Origin of the sequence: Bacillus sp. RIT 809 (assembly GCF_016892495.1) — a bacterium.
GTDB classification, from domain to species: Bacteria; Bacillota; Bacilli; order Bacillales; family Bacillaceae_G; genus Bacillus_A; species Bacillus_A cereus_U.
Map to the genome: position 1 here is coordinate 193092 of NZ_JAFEMR010000002.1, position 16206 is coordinate 209297.

A 16206-nucleotide genomic window follows, 5' to 3' on the forward strand; every position below is an offset into this window, starting at 1 on the left:
AGGGGAAAGGTGTAATTATGGCATGAGTAAAAGGTTAGTTAAAAAAATAGTTATTGTAATGACAGTAACGTTTTTACTAAGCGCGTGCAGTTTCGGGGAAACAAAAATAGAGTATGAGAGATTAGTAAAGGCATTGGATGAAGGGGATATGAAAACGGTTATGTCTGCGAGTGATGATGGATATGCATATGTGAAAGAAGAGACTAGCGAAAGTACTTATGAAGAAAAAGAAGATGGTGAACATAGCAGGATAATATATCAAACAACCCATGGAGTATATAATGTGAAAGAAGACGACTTATATGGGAAAACAACTCAAAAGGTTGTTACTGATATAAAAAATGATAAAAACGTTGGTAGTAATCAAAATTACAAAAAAGAAACGGTCTATAGTACAAATTTTAAAAATGAAAAATCCCGTTCAGTAGCCCAGGATCAAGCTATGAATGCTTCATATGTAAAATTAATGTTTAGAGGATTAAATGAACTTAGTAAATTGAAACCGAGTGAAGATACAAAAAGATCTAGTGAACCGAGCATAATAAGCTATGATTTAACTGAATTACAGTTTAAAAGCATAATAAATGACAAGTTAAATTTAAAATATGATAAATTTGATTCTGCAATATTGATGATTGAATTTAATACGCCTAATAATACAAAAGAAAATCAAATGAGAATAATACAAATAACAATATCGGTAAATTATGAAGAAAGAAAAGAAGATAAGCTTATAAAACGCAATCAAGAAATTTCAACATATTATCATACCAGAGAAGATAATAATCAAAGTGCCAAAAAAGAATATGTAAATTATGAAAAAGAGTATATAAATTAAAAATAATATATTTTGATTGAATTTTGAGAACGATAAATGTTGTGAAGATATGAGTAAAGGGGTAGTAAAAAATAGTTATTGTGATAACAGTTATGTTTTACTGAGCGCGTATAGTTTTGGTAAATCAAAATAGAGTATTAGAGTCTAATAAAGGCATTGGATGAAGGTGACAAGAAGACGGTTATACTTAATTGAAAGAAGAATATTTGGAACTTTTGAGGAAAAAGAATACTACTTGAACCATCAAAAGGCATTCTGGTTAGATGATTATGGTAATTAATATGGTAATGATATACCTAAAAGATTATCTGAATTTAGTTGTACAAAGATCTATGTACTTAAAAATATTAAGAATGTAATAGAATTTTAGTGCACGAAAATTATTTAAACTGTATAGAAGGGGAAATGTCAGGGTGTGGAATATAAAAGAAGAAGATTTAGATAAATTTCGAATAACATGTCAAGGACGTTTAAGTCCTGAAGGTGCGACGGGTTTTATGCTTGGAACAATATTTTATATTTCAATATTTATGTTTATTATTTTTGTAGGTGATTTGAATTACTACAACAATTTTTTTGATAGAACAATTGTTAAAACTGAAATTGTGTTATTTAGTATTCAAATTATATTTTTAATTATATATCTATTTCCGAAAGCATGTTTTAAATTTCAAAAGTTACAAACGCTAATCGTATTACTATATGCGTTTCAACTTGGAACGATATTATTTGTAGTTTCGATTGTTTCTGAAATGGCTGATAATTCAATTGGTAGGATGTATACCGGGCTACTAGTTGTAGGAGCAGTTATTATCCATATTGCAGCAACGCTAGATACATTTAAACAAGCAAGTGAAGGTGCATTTAGTAGTGATGAAAGATCCACCTCGTTTTTTAGTAAGACAAAAGGAGCTGTGATAAAGGGGGCTATAATATATATATTAATACTACTTCTTCTGATGTATTTTCAAAATGATTATTCAATTGATTTTTTTGTTATGTATGGAGTAGGAACTGTTTTAATGTATGCGGTTGCAATCGGAGCGGCAGAATTCCAATTATTGGCGTACTGTAGATTTAAATTCAAGTCATTTAATATGTCATGGGAAGAGAATGAGAGAATGCGTGGGAGAATTCGAAAGCGAAATACAAAATCCAAATCGAAAAGTAAATAAGAGGGAAATAGAATTGAAGTGAATGAAAATTATTTAAACTGTATAGAAGGTGAAGAGCCAGGATGTGGGATATAAAAGAAGAAGATTTATATAAGTTTAGGATGACATGTAATGATCGTTTAAGTCCTGAGGGTGCTATGGTTTTCTTTATTGGAGGGATAGTTTATACTTCAGTATTTATGTTTTTTATTTTTATGGGGGGATTGGATTATTATCATACTTATTTTGATAAAACAATTGTTAAAACTGAAATTGTTTTATATAGCTTACAATTCATCTTTTTAATTCTATATTTATTTCCAAAAGCACGTTATAAATTTCAAAAGTTACAAACGCTCGTTGTATTATTATATGCATTTCAATTAGGTACAATAACATTTACAGCGTTAGTTCTTCCTGGAATATCTGATTATTCAATTGATCGAATGATTTTAATTTGTGTAGGGTTATTATTTATAGGAGCAGTTATCGTTCATATTGTGACAACAATTGATACATTTAAACAAGCGAGTGAAGGTGCGTTTAGTAAGGATGAAAGATCCATCTCATTTTTTAGTAAAAGAAAAGGAGATGTGATGAAGTGGGCTACAATATATGCGCTAATCCTGTTTATTTTGATATATTTTCATAATGGTTATGGAATTGATGTTTTAGTTCTTTATGCGGTAGGTATTGTTTTACTGTATACAGTAGCCATTGGAGCGGCAGAATTTCAACTATTGGTGTACTGTAGATTTAAATTCAAGTCATTTAATATGTCATGGGAAGAGAATGAGAGAATGCGTGGGAGAATTCGAAAGCGAAATACAAAATCCAAATCGAAAAGTAAATAAGAGTGAAATAGAATTGAAGTGAATGGAAATTATTTAAACTGTATAGAAGGTGAAATGTCAAGGTGTGGAATATAAAAGAAGAAGATTTAGATAAGTTTCGAATGACATGTCAAGGGCGTTTAAGTCCTGAAGGTGCGACGGGATTTATGCTCGGAACGATATTTTATACTTCATTATTTATGGTTATTATTTTTATAGGAGGAATAGATTATTATACTACCTTGTTTGATAAGGTAATTGTTAGGATTGAATTAGTGTTATATGGTTTGCAAGTAATGTTTTTAATTCTATATTTATTCCCTAAAGCTCGTTATAAATTTCAAAAATTACAAACGCTCGTTATATTATTATATGCATTTCAACTTGGAACTATCGGATGCACGTTATTTGTTCTTTCTGGAATGATTGAGAATTCAATTGATCTCAATACACGTGTTTATGTAGGTCTATTAGTATTAGGTGGAATTATTGTTCATATTGTGACAACAGTTGATACATTTAAACAAGCAAGCGAAGGTGCATTTAGTAGTGGGGACAAATCAGATTCGTTTTTTAGTAAAACAAAGGGACATGTTATACAAGGTGCTGTAATTTATGTGTTAATTCTTCTTGTTTTGATTTATATAAATAATAATTACTCATTAAACACAATGTTTGGTTATGTTATGTGTAATGTTGTTATGTATGCAGTAGCCATTGGAGCGGCAGAATTTCAACTATTGGTGTACTGTAGATTTAAATTCAAGTCATTTAATATGACGTGGGAAGAGAATGAGAGAAAGTGTGGAAGAATTCGAAAACGAAATAAGAAATTCAAAACGAAAAATAAATAATATATTAATAGAATTTTAGTGTTCGAAAAATAATTGAAACGTATAGAAGGTGAAGAGCCAGGATGTGGAATATAAAAGAAGAAGATTTAGATGAATTTCGAATGACATGTCAAGGACGTTTAAGTCCAGAAGGTGCTACAGGATTTATGTTTGGAGGAATACTTTATAGTTCAATAGCCGTTTTTTCTATTATTGTATCAGGTGGTTGGGAGTACTGTATGGTTCTCCTTAATATAGGAATTGTTAAGCTGGAAGTGTTGTTATATGCTCTGCAAGTAATTTTTTTCATTCTATATTTATTTCCAAAAGCTCAATTTAAATTTCAAAAGCTACAAACAATTGTTGTATTATTAAATGCATTTCAAATGGCAACAATATTACTCGTAGTTTTGATTGGTACTAAAATGGCTAATAATTCAATTGATCAGATTACATTACTGTATGCAGGATTATTATTTTTAGGAGCAGTAATTTTTCATATTTTGACAACAATTGATACGTTTAAACAGGCAAGTGAAGGTGCATTTAGTATGGATGAAAGATCCGCTTCCTTTTTTAGTAAAGCAAAAGGAAAGATGATGAAGTGGGCTACATTATACGCAGTAACTATTCTTATTTTTCTATATTTTCATAACGATTATGGATTTGATACTTTAGGTATGTATGTAGTAGGGACCTTTTTAATGTATACGATAGCTATCGGAGCAGCTGAATTTCAGCTATTAACATATTGCAGGTTTAAATTTTCGTCATTTAATAAAACATGGGAGCAACATAGAAGAGAGACTCCGAGATATCAAAAGAAAAATAAAAAAGGTAAATCAAAACGTAAGGTGTAAAGGAAATTGGCAGAATAAATTTAAATGTCCGCCATTTAATATAACGTGGGAAGAGAATGAGAGAATGCGTGGGAGAATTCGAAAGCGAAATACAAAATCCAAATCGAAAAGTAAATAAGAGTGAAATAGAATTGAAGTGAATGAAAATTATTTAAACTGTATAGAGGGTGAAGAGTCAGGATGTGGGATATAAAAGAAGAAGATTTAGATAAGTTTAGGATGACATGTCAAGGACGTTTAAGTCCTGAAGGTGCTACGGGTTTTATGTTTGGAGGAATACTATTTAGTTCAATAATCATTTTTTCTATTGTTTTATCAGCTGGGTGGGATTACTGTATGCTTCTCTTTAATATAGGAATTGTTAAGTTAGAAGTATTATTATATAGCCTACAAATAATTCTATTAATTATTTATTCATTCCCGAAAGCTCAATTTAAATTTCAAAAGTTACAAACAATTGTTGTATTATTATATTCATTCCAAATGGCAACAATAGCGCCTACTGCTTTGACTGTTACTAAAATGGCTAATAATTCAATTGACTGGATTACACTAATGTATGCAGGTGTATTGCTTTTGGGAGCAGTTGTTGTTCATATTGTGGCAACCTTTGATACGTTTAAACAAGCGAGTGAAGGTGCGTTTAGTATGGATGAAAGGTCTGCCTCTTTCTTTAGTAAAACAAAAGGGGATATGTTAAAGGGAGCTACACTATACGCAGCAACTATTCTTATTTTGATATATTTTCACAACGATTATGAGTTTGATGCTTTATTTATGTATATAGTATGGACCTTTTTAATGTATACGATAGCCATAGGTGCAGCTGAATTTCAGCTATTAGCATATTGCAGATTTAAATTTCCATCATTTAATAAAACGTGGGAGCAACATAAAAGAGAAACATAAAAAAAGTAAATCGAAACGTAAGGCATAAAGAAAGTGTGTATTGTAAGTTTTGATGATGAAAAAGTAATAATTTATAGGAGAGTATTTGAACTACGAAAAGAAAATTTACTTATGTAAGGTGATTAAAGTGATTAGGAGATTATCTGATCGAAAATATAGAGAGTGTAGTGTGATGATGAAATGAACAAAAAAAGGGTTTCTAAAATGATTACTATCATAATAGCGACATAAGTGTGATGAATGTTTCATAAATATTTCTATTTGTAGTGGAAAGAATTTGAGAATAAAAATGTAGCCCCAATTGCTGGAGTAGATCCAATAGTTGGGGCGTTTATCTGTCTAAATTTAGTTTGAATGCATAACAGTTTTTAGTTAGAGTCCTCGCTCCTCAAGTAGTTTCTTCGTAATAACGGTGTGAAGTTTTTGTATAATCGGCTTTTATTGCAAAGTTACAACTATTTCCGCTTATAGAGTACCTCTTATTATCGATACATCGTCCACATGCCAATGTCTTTAAACCCTAGACGTTTATAAATTCGTCCAGCAGCTGGATTGTTATAAAATAGGCAAAGTGTTCGGCCTTCTTTCGTAAAGTCCTGAATCATTTTCTGTAATATGAGTGAAGCATATCCGTTTCCGCGATAATTCGGATGTGTACATACGCCAACTACCATAGCGGATAATGAATTTTCAGCGGAAGTAGAAGCGGATGCGATGATTGCACCGTCTTTTTCAATATAATATGTACGTCCTGTAGTTGTTTCGATAGCTTGCCTTAACATTTTTTCTGATTCATTAGCGGTCGGGAATTCAGAGATGTTACTTCGTAATTGCATAATTCGTTCTATATCATCTAGTGAGGCAAGTTTAATTGTTTCATGAATTGGTGTGTTAGGTAAGTTATTGTCATCTAGACATTCACAAAAATACATTTCATTTTTGGCCCCCAGTTGTATACTTGGAGCAGTTTCAAATCTTTCTACAATAGTTGACTTACCAGAGAGTTTAAGCGGCTTATATGCTGAAAGAAGTGCCTCATAGTCAGTAACCACAAACTCTTCTTTACTATAAGGTATAAACGCATCATGAAAGCGAAGTAAAATAGATTTTAATGTTCCGCTTTCTTCAAATGCTCCCCATAACTCTTGAAAGTCTGTTTCGTAACCAAAAGCCTCAATATCTCCAATAATAAACAAGTTAAGGGCTGCTTCTTCTTTTAGAAAAGAAAATACTTGTTCATGATCTTTCTTTGTTAATTTTCGTATCATAACAAACTACCTCTTTTTTTATTTTTCTAAATATTACAACTTTTTATTTTTGAAATCAATATGAAATTTTATGTTTAGTTCACAAAGTTTCGGAAAAACTAGGAAAGATATGACAAAGGAGGTTATGAACGGTGGATCATCCAATTCAAGGATTAATGAAAGCAGCAATGGAAAATTTGAAGGAAATGGTCGATGTAAATACGATTGTTGGAGAGCCTGTTCAAACGGCTGACGGTGGTGTAGTGTTAACAGTTTCTAAAGTAGCGTTCGGTTTTGGAGCAGGAGGTTCTGATTTCCAGACGAATGATGGACAAAGAGCGAATGGTAACCCTGCATTTGGTGGCGGTAGTGCGGGTGGTGTGTCAATTACACCAGTAGCATTTCTAGTCGTGAATAAAGATGGGGTAAATATTCTTCATTTACAAAATGCGACACATTTAGCAGAAAAAATAATTGAATTAGCTCCACAAACAATCGATAAAATTCAATCGATGTTCCAAAAAGATGAAAAAAAAGAGGGGAATCATCACCCTCAAAATCCAGATGATATCCTTTAAAAACGCCTGCTTATGAGCAGGCGTTTTTTCTTGTAATCAGTATGTAATAAAACACATGAAATTGTAAATAGTTTTTGAAGTTTTTTCTATGTTTCTAAAATTTTTCATGTTAAAATATGCTATAGAATTGAAACATATAAAACGAAGGTGGCTAGGTGCTTTGTCTGGAGGATCTGACCAAGTAAACAATATGATATATATTAATGGTAATCGTCGGGGTCATTGTTTTATTACATCTGGAATTACGTTTAAAGAGTTTGCAAGTAACATCCCTTCACCGCTTCATCAAGTATTGCTTTTAAAGCATAATTTTGAGTGGACAGATTTTCATTATCATACTTTATTTGAATATGTTGAGGAAGAAAACATACATAAACTCATTCAAGCAGAGATTGATGAATTTGATGAATTTTGTTGGGTAGATTTCGATGATGCAAGCGATTTAGATGAGTTAGAGCCAAAAGAAATTGCAGAATTATTATATTTGGCTCACAAAAAAGAACCACTTGGAAGAACGTTCTTCCCATTGTTGAAGAATAGATTCGTTTATTTTTCACATGATGACGGTTGGTACAACAAAGTGTATTACCGTAGAATCGGTGATTTTGTAGGAATGCTAAGTAAAGTGATTCCATATAAACTCGGTTCGTTTGGAAAGAAACGTTTTACTTTCTTCCAAAAATCAAAAATTTTCCCAGCAATTTCAAAGGAAGTTATCCTTGGGCTTATGCCGTTAATGGAAGATGGGTTATACATTGATTTAGCGGGGAAAATTGAGTCGAGAAGAGGTCTTGAAATTCCGGTATATGTAGTAGGATCATTCGAAAGTACGGATGAGGTACTAGATAATATCGATGAATTGAAAGCGGAAGCAACAGAAACGGGTTGGCTCATTTTTGATAAGAAAGAACAAGAGTGGCAATGGGTTGTGGACTAAGAAAACTTGGCGCATGAAGTCAAGTTTTCTTGTCTTTTGAAAGGAGAACAAATGAAGAAATATTATACAATTGTGGGTATTGTAAGTATTATTCTCGTGGCGATATTACTTATAACTTGTCCGAAAGAATCAGATTTTAAATTGTATTTAGAGGATAAGTATGCATTGAAATGTGACGAGAGTAGCTTTGAATGCACGCAAAATGTAGATGAAAAAAAAGAGAAATTACAGTTTGAAAGTATTGATGCACGAAATGGTGTTTTCTTTATGACTGTAAAGCAAACGTATAAAACAGAAGCTGGTGTTACGAAAGAATATAGCGGAGTAGGTATATTCGGTACATTTCTTTTTGTTTCAGAGAAGACTTTCTAGTAATAGAAGGTCTTTTTTTTATGCTTATGTTCATATAGATGAAGTAAGACAAGCATAGGAGGGGTATTGATGAAGAAGGGATGTATCGTTTGTGGTGGTGAGGAGTTTTTTTCTTCAACATTATATGCACGTACGAAACAAGATTGGGCATATGCGCCAAACATGTACCGATTTGAAAAGGTGTTTATTGAGCATAGAGATGAAGAAAATTATCCGGTTTTTCAAGAAATTACAGCGAAGCATTGTTGTGGATGCGGTCATATCATGTTGTATCATGAATGAACACACCAAGTATAACTTGGTGTGTTTTTTTTTAAAACGCTGATAAAGCAAGCGGATATAGTAGAGTGAATAAAACAGAAAAACTGCCAAAACCAATTGCGGTATATCCAAGTGTTCTCGCCCCAAAATTGACAGCTAATAAGCCAACTAAAATAGCAAGGGAGCCGAGTGTAACAGGATAAAAAGCAATGGAGAATAACGAAAGAAATAATGCGACATAGCCGATCATTGCACCGGTATTTGTACCTTCAATTTCATTTGCAATTTCTTTGCGCTCATGTCTAATCGGAATACCAGCTGGAGATATTTCAGCTGCATACTCTTCGTTTTTTTCACCACTTTTAAAATGATGATTTCTCTTTCTTCGCATGTACATCCCTCTCTTTCAATTGGGTGTATCTATAGTATCTTTCATAAGGAACAGAACATGAGTATGAGTTAAACCCAAGTAAAGCAAAAATTGGAGAAAATAGATTTCGTTGTTATCCTGTTCATCTCCTTATGAAGATAAAGTGAAACTTTAATCAGTGGGGGTTTTGTCCATCCCCCACTGATTATTAGCCCTCACCAATCGGGCTTTTACGGGCAGTTATCTCCCACCTAACTTCCTCGCATTCGCCGAATTCTACTGCCCGTTAATGCGGGATAAACAGGAATTTTGGAAAATGATGTAGAATGAAATGAATGATAATAACTGAAGGTAGGGGAATGTATGACGAGGTTTAATTGGCATGAATCGGCAGAGAAAAAATGGGATAACAATGCAGAGTTTTGGAATCAAAATAGTCAAGAAATGTGGGATAGCGGGAGCAGGAGTACAATCATTCCATTTTTTGAGCAGTACGTGGAAAAGGAAGTACAAGTGCTAGATGTTGGCTGTGGTGATGGGTATGGTACATATAAATTAAGTCTTACTGGGTACAAAGCGGTTGGGGTGGACTTATCGGAAGTTATGATTCAAAAGGGTAAGGAACGCGGAGAAGGCCCAAACTTATCTTTTATAAAAGGTGATCTTTCTTCATTACCATTTGAAAATGAGAAATTTGAAGCAATTATGGCAATTAATTCTTTAGAATGGACCGAGGAGCCATTGCGAGCATTAAATGAAATAAAGCGTGTTTTAAAGAAAGATGGATACGCATGTATTGCAATTTTAGGACCGACAGCAAAACCGAGAGAGAATAGTTATCCGCGTCTATACGGCAAAGATGTTGTTTGCAATACGATGATGCCTTGGGAATTTGAACAGTTAGCAAAAGAACAAGGATTTGAAGTTGTAGATGGCACCGGCGTATATAAGCGCGGAGTAAATGAGAAGATGTTAGGTCAACTACCTACAGAGTTACAACAATCGTTAACGTTCTTATGGGTATTTATGTTAAAAAACGTATAACGAAATCAAAAAAATTTTAGGAGGTAAAAAAGTGCAGAAAATACAAAAAACTGATACAATATCATCAGAACCAATTAAAGGGGGACTAGGGTATATGACAACTACTACAACAGTTAAATCCGATATTGAAATCGCACAAGAAGCAAGTATGAAGAAGATTCAAGAAATTGCAGCTAATTTAAATATTTTAGAAGAAGAACTAGAGCCATATGGACATTATAAAGGCAAGTTATCTCTTGATATTTTTAAGCGTTTACAAGATGAGAAAGACGGTAAAGTTGTTTTAGTAACAGCGATTAACCCAACTCCAGCAGGAGAAGGTAAATCAACAGTAACAGTTGGTTTAGGTCAAGCTTTTAATAAAATTGGTAAGAAAACAGTAATTGCACTTCGCGAACCATCTCTTGGACCAACAATGGGATTAAAAGGCGGAGCAGCAGGTGGCGGTTATTCTCAAGTAGTACCAATGGAAGATATTAACCTTCACTTTACTGGAGATATTCATGCGATTACAACTGCCAATAACGCATTAGCGGCGTTCATTGATAATCATATCCAACAAGGAAACACACTTGGAATTGATACGCGTAAAATCGTTTGGAAACGCTGTGTTGACTTAAATGATCGTGCCCTTCGTAACGTAGTAATTGGCCTTGGTGGACCGGTTCAAGGTGTGCCACGTGAAGACGGTTTTGATATTACAGTAGCATCTGAAATTATGGCCGTATTCTGCCTTGCAACAGATATTCAAGATTTAAAAGCTCGTCTATCTCGCATTGTTGTCGCTTATAATTTTTCAAATCAACCTGTAACAGTTAAAGATTTAGGCGTAGAAGGTGCGTTAACACTTCTATTAAAAGATGCATTAAAACCGAACTTAGTACAAACATTAGAAAATACACCAGCTATCATTCATGGCGGACCATTTGCGAATATCGCTCACGGTTGTAACAGTGTTATCGCTACGACGATGGCAGCAAAATTAGGTGATTATGTTATTACAGAAGCTGGATTCGGTGCAGATTTAGGTGCTGAGAAGTTTTTAGACATTAAAGCACGTGCAGCTGGTATTAAACCAGAAGCGGTAGTTATTGTTGCGACTATTCGTGCGCTTAAAATGCACGGTGGCGTGGCGAAAGATCAATTAAAAGAAGAAAATGTAGATGCGTTAGCAAAAGGAATGGAAAACTTACAGAAACATGTTGAAACAATTCAAAGCTTCGGTGTTCCATTCGTAATTGCCATTAACAAATTCATTACTGATACAGATGCAGAAGTTACATACTTACAAGAATGGTGCAATGAGCGTGGCTATGCAGTATCCTTAACAGAAGTTTGGGAGAAAGGTGGCCAAGGCGGAGTTGACCTTGCTGAGAAAGTGTTAAAAGAAATTGAAAAAGGTGAAAACAACTACGCACCACTTTATGAATTAGAATTACCATTAGAAGAAAAGATTCGTACAATTGCTCAAAAAGTGTACGGCGCAAAAGATATTGAATTTGCTCCGAAAGCACGTAAGCAACTAGCTCAATATGAAGGAGAAGGTTGGAGTAACCTACCAATTTGTATGGCGAAAACACAATACTCTCTTTCTGATGATGCAACAAAATTAGGTCGCCCATCTGACTTTATCGTTACAATTCGTGAATTGAAACCATCTATCGGTGCAGGGTTTATCGTTGCGTTAACAGGAACAATGTTAACAATGCCTGGTCTTCCTAAACAGCCAGCTGCGCTTCAAATGGATGTAAATGAAGATGGAAAAGCAGTAGGTTTATTCTAAAAGGTTGTAATTCATCTCGTTTATCTGTAAACTATATATACATCAAGTGGCGCCTTTCCATAGAAAGGCGCCTGTTTTTTGGAGGAAATTATGTTTGATCCAACTGCTTTTGAAAATTTAAAGGTAATTGTGGAAGGAGCTGTCTATGATTTCGATTTACACGGTGATATTCTCGTAACAGATCGAAAAGATGTGATGGATCTTGCTTCATTAAGTCGTATGTATAGTATTTCATTTCAACTAACAGAAACATTTAAAACGCTGGTAGAGGCGACATTTTCACTATCTGTTGATGCGAAGAATTTATCAGGTGAAATATTAGAAGTACCTCAGTTTATACCAGGTTGTGAAATGAAGTTAGCGTTCTCGTTCGAAATGGAACAGCCAGAGATAGGATGTCAAGAAATTGAAGCTTTATTGCAATCTATTTGGGGAAAAGAGCGAATGATTACACAGAAAATTTCATACGAATATAATAAGCAAGCGATTTCATATCATAATAAGGTAGAGGTTCTATTTCAAAAAGCGATTACAGAAGACCATGTTGATGATTTAATAGCTGTTATTTCACACATGATAGAAACGGTGCGAACAATACAACATTTTCTTCAAAAATAGAGATAAAGGAGAAAAACAAATGATAAAAGATATGCAACCATTTTTACAACAAGCTTGGGAAAAGGCTGGTTTTAAAGAGTTTACTGAAATTCAAAAACAAGCGATTCCAACTATTTTAGAAGGACAAGACGTTATAGCTGAATCTCCAACTGGAACAGGAAAAACATTAGCGTACTTATTACCACTTTTACATAAAATTAATCCTGAAATTAAACAACCTCAAGTTGTAATTTTAGCGCCAACTCGTGAACTTGTTATGCAAATTCATGAAGAGGTTCAAAAGTTTACAGCAGGAACTGATATTTCAGGTGCGTCTTTAATTGGTGGTGCGGATATTAAGCGCCAAGTTGAAAAATTAAAGAAACACCCAAGAGTTATTGTCGGTTCACCAGGACGTATTTTAGAATTGATTCGTATGAAAAAATTAAAGATGCATGAAGTGAAAACGATTGTATTTGATGAGTTTGATCAAATTGTAAAACAAAAGATGATGGGTGCTGTACTTGATGTAATTAAATCAACGATGCGTGATCGTCAATTAGTATTCTGCTCGGCGACAATAACAAAAGCTGCAGAAGATGCGGCACGTGATTTGACAGTTGAACCACAATTAGTACGTGTAACACGCTCAGAGGCACAGAGCCTAGTTGAACATACGTATATCGTTTGTGAACGTCGTGAAAAAAATGATTATATTAGAAGAGTTATGCATATGGGAAATGTAAAAGCAGTTGCCTTCTTAAATGATCCATTCCGTTTAGATGAAATTACTCAAAAACTAAAATTCCGTAAAATGAAAGCGGCAGCTCTTCATGCAGAGGCAAGCAAACAAGAGCGTGAAGTAACGATGCGCGCTTTCCGCAGCGGGAAATTAGAGATTCTACTTGCTACTGATATTGCAGCACGTGGATTAGATATCGATGATTTAACACACGTAATTCACTTAGAATTACCAGATACAGTAGACCAATATATTCACCGCTCTGGACGTACAGGACGTATGGGTAAAGAAGGAACAGTCGTTTCTCTTGTAACAGAACAAGAAGAGCGTAAATTACTTCAATTTGCGAAAAAATTAGGTATCGTGTTTACGAAACAAGAAATGTTCAAAGGAACATTTGTAGAATCGAAACCACCAGCACCAAAGAAAAAGAAACCAGCTTTTACTGGTAAGAAAAAGCCTAGATAAATGAATGGAAAGACGTAACTATGCGTAGTTACGTCTTTTTTGTTTATAAGTTATTAAATAGTAATTTCAAATATATCAACGATTCTATAGGGAATATCGATTTATCGACAAAACACGGCAATAGTGTTAGTTTCTAATTTTGTATGTGCATGGAATGAAATGAGTCAGTCGATAAATTTCGTGAAGAGATACATATAAAATAAAAGGGTTAATAAGAGCACCTATAGAAAGCTACATAGAATATAAAAACCATTAGGGGGAAATGAAATGATTCATAAAGTCGGACAAATTATGTTATATGTAAATAATCAAGATGAGGCATTAAATTTTTGGACAGAAAAAGTAGGGTTTCATGTAATCGCAGAGGAAGATAACAATCAAGGAATGAGATGGATTGAAATCGCTCCAACTAATGATGCTGAGACGAGTATCATATTACATAATAAAGAGGTTATCTCCAAAATGAGCCCAGAATTGAATCTTGGTACACCATCGTTAATGTTTTTCTCAGAAAATCTTGAACAACTATACAAAGATTTAACAAATAAAAATGTTACAGTTGGCGAAATGGTAACTATGCCTACTGGTAAAGTGTTTAACTTTGCTGATAGTGAAGGGAATTATTTTGCGGTTATGGAAAAGAACAAATAATGATATCGTTATGTCAAAATCCCCCTCATATATAATGAGGGGGATTAAATGTTTGAAGTGGATTTTTCATTAGAGAGTTGTTTGATAAAAAATGTCCCTTTTTCAATAGCTGTCTCAATATAACCAACGATTTGATCAAATGTAAACACCTGTAGGTCTTCATACAAATGTTGCTCGGGGTACAGCATATCTTCAAAAATATATTGCCGAAAAGCTAAAACATTCTCTCTAGAAATCTCCTCGATATTCACAATGTTAGCCTCTTGATTAAGTAGGGCGAAGAGCTGTTGTTCTTTATCGTAATGATGCAACAATTGTGCGTTCAATAATTTAAAATCGTTATAGTACATAGGCACGATAGTTTCGTCGTTCTCAATTCTGTTTTTTAGCCAAGGTAGAAAAAATCCACTTAGCCAATTATCATCGGCAATGAGGTGGGTATAATAACCTAAAATATAAGAGGAATCCATATGATCTTCATATTTATGAATAAATGAATCATAATCTATTCTTCTCGTATAGTTTTTCGTTGTACCAGCGTAAAAATGTGAAGTTCCTTTTTCTTCTTTTGAATGAACAGCATCAGGAGCTACACCACCAAGTAAGAAAGAGGTTTTATCTTGAATAGAAAGTTTCTCAGCAATACCGTTAGCGATAATGATATGCATAATTCGTGATCCCATGAATAACACCTCTATTTCATGTATTCATTTTAGGGAGCTGTCTGAACGTGTAGTATTACTTTCCCTGTACTTTGTCTACTTTCGACCCATTCATGTGCTTTCCCTGCATCTTGAAGAGGAAAAGATTTCGTAGTTTTAATTTGTAAACTTCCATCGCGTAAATAACGGAAAACTTGATTCGCAGTTTCTTGAAGCAATTCAGGACGTTTTTTTCGTGTAGTGCCAAAGCTGAAGCCGAGTATAGAACGGCAACTTGCGTGTAAATCTTTCGTTTGAAAACTACCAACTTCTCCGCTAGCATTGCCGAAATGGACGAGACGACCGTAATAAGCAAGGCAGTCTAAACTTCTTTCGGACACAGTACCAGAAATAGAATCTAAAACAATATTAACGCCTTCTCCGTTTGTAAGCTGATCTACCCTCTCTACAAAATCTTCATCTTGATGACAAATAACATAATCAGCGCCAGCATCTAAAGCAATTTTTCTTTTTGCTTCACTTCCGACAGTCCCGATTACTTTTTTAGCCCCTAATAATTTTGCGAGTTGAATCGCAGTAGTACCAATTCCTTCAGCAGCGGCATGAATTAGAACAGATTCACCTTGCTGAAGTCTTGCAACATTTGCAAGTAAATTGTAGCTTGTAAAAGATACGATAGGGCAGGCAGCTGCAGTTTGGAAATCAACTTCATCAGGTAATACAAAAGTAAGATTTTCGTTCGCGACAACATATTCAGCGTAAGAGCCATTTTGAGGAAAAGTAATGACACGCTGGCCAGGATAAATATTTTTCACATGAGAACCTACGTGTTCTACAATACCAGCTGCATCTATCCCTGGAATAAAAGGTAAGGCTTTGTTTCCTTTTTTACCATAACGTGATTTAATATCGGCGAAATTAACACTAGTAGCAACAACGCGAATTAAAACTTGATTATCTGAAATTGTAGGAATATCCATGTCCGTATATTTCAACACTTCAGGACCACCGAATGAAGTTACAACGATAGCTTTCATATACATCCTCCTAAATTTGAATATATATAT

The 16206-nt window shown here is 34.0% G+C and carries 18 protein-coding genes and 1 pseudogene; 15 read left to right on the top strand and 4 right to left on the bottom strand.

The annotated features are described in order from the left end of the window. The first annotated feature begins 22 nt into the window (after positions 1–22). The 6 genes and pseudogenes from JTF23_RS03295 to JTF23_RS03320 all read left to right on the top strand — a co-directional run bounded on the left by JTF23_RS03295 (position 23) and on the right by JTF23_RS03320 (position 5455). Positions 23–838 (top strand): DUF3952 domain-containing protein, encoded by an 816-nt coding sequence (locus JTF23_RS03295; protein WP_204208095.1) that lies wholly within the window; start codon positions 23–25, stop codon positions 836–838. Between the two features lie 413 nt (positions 839–1251). Next, positions 1252–2013 (top strand): hypothetical protein, encoded by a 762-nt coding sequence (locus tag JTF23_RS03300; RefSeq protein ID WP_002202228.1) that lies wholly within the window; start codon positions 1252–1254, stop codon positions 2011–2013. 62 nt (positions 2014–2075) lie between these two features. Further along, positions 2076–2846 (top strand): hypothetical protein, encoded by a 771-nt coding sequence (locus JTF23_RS03305; RefSeq protein WP_204208096.1) that lies wholly within the window; start codon positions 2076–2078, stop codon positions 2844–2846. A 62-nt stretch (positions 2847–2908) separates the two neighbouring features. Then, positions 2909–3679, top strand: coding sequence for a hypothetical protein (locus JTF23_RS03310; RefSeq protein ID WP_204208097.1), 771 nt, complete (start codon positions 2909–2911; stop codon positions 3677–3679). Positions 3680–3741: 62 nt separating this feature from the next. Beyond that, entirely contained in the window at positions 3742–4518 is a 777-nt protein-coding gene (locus JTF23_RS03315) for a hypothetical protein (protein ID WP_204208098.1), read from the top strand. A gap of 180 nt (positions 4519–4698) precedes the next feature. Then, positions 4699–5455: pseudogene (locus tag JTF23_RS03320) on the top strand (hypothetical protein). A 454-nt stretch (positions 5456–5909) separates the two neighbouring features. Here the strand turns inward: JTF23_RS03320 and JTF23_RS03325 are convergent. Beyond that, the gene (locus JTF23_RS03325; RefSeq protein WP_204208100.1) at positions 5910–6695 is read right to left on the bottom strand and encodes a GNAT family N-acetyltransferase; all 786 of its coding nucleotides are present in this window, start codon (positions 6693–6695) and stop codon (positions 5910–5912) included. 131 nt (positions 6696–6826) lie between these two features. On the opposite strand from JTF23_RS03325, the gene ytfJ reads away from it, so the two are divergent. From ytfJ to JTF23_RS03345, 4 genes are all read left to right on the top strand, one after another. Then, positions 6827–7252 (top strand): GerW family sporulation protein, encoded by a 426-nt coding sequence (ytfJ, locus tag JTF23_RS03330; RefSeq protein ID WP_002158105.1) that lies wholly within the window; start codon positions 6827–6829, stop codon positions 7250–7252. Between the two features lie 160 nt (positions 7253–7412). Next, the gene (locus JTF23_RS03335; protein ID WP_002085994.1) at positions 7413–8189 is read left to right on the top strand and encodes a hypothetical protein; all 777 of its coding nucleotides are present in this window, start codon (positions 7413–7415) and stop codon (positions 8187–8189) included. 51 nt (positions 8190–8240) lie between these two features. After that, positions 8241–8561, top strand: coding sequence for a hypothetical protein (locus JTF23_RS03340; protein ID WP_002118741.1), 321 nt, complete (start codon positions 8241–8243; stop codon positions 8559–8561). Between the two features lie 69 nt (positions 8562–8630). Continuing rightward, on the top strand, positions 8631–8843 hold the full coding sequence (locus JTF23_RS03345; protein ID WP_002012518.1) for a hypothetical protein: 213 nt from the start codon (positions 8631–8633) through the stop codon (positions 8841–8843). Between the two features lie 31 nt (positions 8844–8874). Here JTF23_RS03345 and JTF23_RS03350 read toward each other — a convergent pair whose 3' ends face one another. Next, a complete protein-coding gene (locus JTF23_RS03350; RefSeq protein WP_001253195.1) occupies positions 8875–9213 on the bottom strand; it encodes a hypothetical protein in 339 nt (112 codons plus the stop codon). A gap of 342 nt (positions 9214–9555) precedes the next feature. On the opposite strand from JTF23_RS03350, the gene JTF23_RS03355 reads away from it, so the two are divergent. The 5 genes from JTF23_RS03355 (at position 9556) to JTF23_RS03375 (ending at position 14477) form a co-directional block, all read left to right on the top strand. After that, positions 9556–10236, top strand: coding sequence for a class I SAM-dependent methyltransferase (locus tag JTF23_RS03355; RefSeq protein ID WP_002158104.1), 681 nt, complete (start codon positions 9556–9558; stop codon positions 10234–10236). 94 nt (positions 10237–10330) lie between these two features. After that, positions 10331–12019 (top strand): formate--tetrahydrofolate ligase, encoded by a 1689-nt coding sequence (locus JTF23_RS03360; RefSeq protein ID WP_033710610.1) that lies wholly within the window; start codon positions 10331–10333, stop codon positions 12017–12019. Positions 12020–12109: 90 nt separating this feature from the next. Then, positions 12110–12637: a hypothetical protein gene (locus tag JTF23_RS03365; protein WP_002158102.1), complete on the top strand. Its 528-nt coding sequence runs from the start codon at positions 12110–12112 to the stop codon at positions 12635–12637. Between the two features lie 19 nt (positions 12638–12656). Further along, on the top strand, positions 12657–13826 hold the full coding sequence (locus JTF23_RS03370) for a DEAD/DEAH box helicase (RefSeq protein WP_002158100.1): 1170 nt from the start codon (positions 12657–12659) through the stop codon (positions 13824–13826). Between the two features lie 267 nt (positions 13827–14093). Continuing rightward, positions 14094–14477: a VOC family protein gene (locus JTF23_RS03375; protein ID WP_078173753.1), complete on the top strand. Its 384-nt coding sequence runs from the start codon at positions 14094–14096 to the stop codon at positions 14475–14477. A 44-nt stretch (positions 14478–14521) separates the two neighbouring features. Here JTF23_RS03375 and JTF23_RS03380 read toward each other — a convergent pair whose 3' ends face one another. Beyond that, a complete protein-coding gene (locus tag JTF23_RS03380; RefSeq protein ID WP_002158096.1) occupies positions 14522–15160 on the bottom strand; it encodes a zinc dependent phospholipase C family protein in 639 nt (212 codons plus the stop codon). Between the two features lie 29 nt (positions 15161–15189). After that, entirely contained in the window at positions 15190–16176 is a 987-nt protein-coding gene (locus JTF23_RS03385) for a quinone oxidoreductase family protein (protein ID WP_204208101.1), read from the bottom strand. Between the last annotated feature and the right edge of the window lie 30 nt (positions 16177–16206).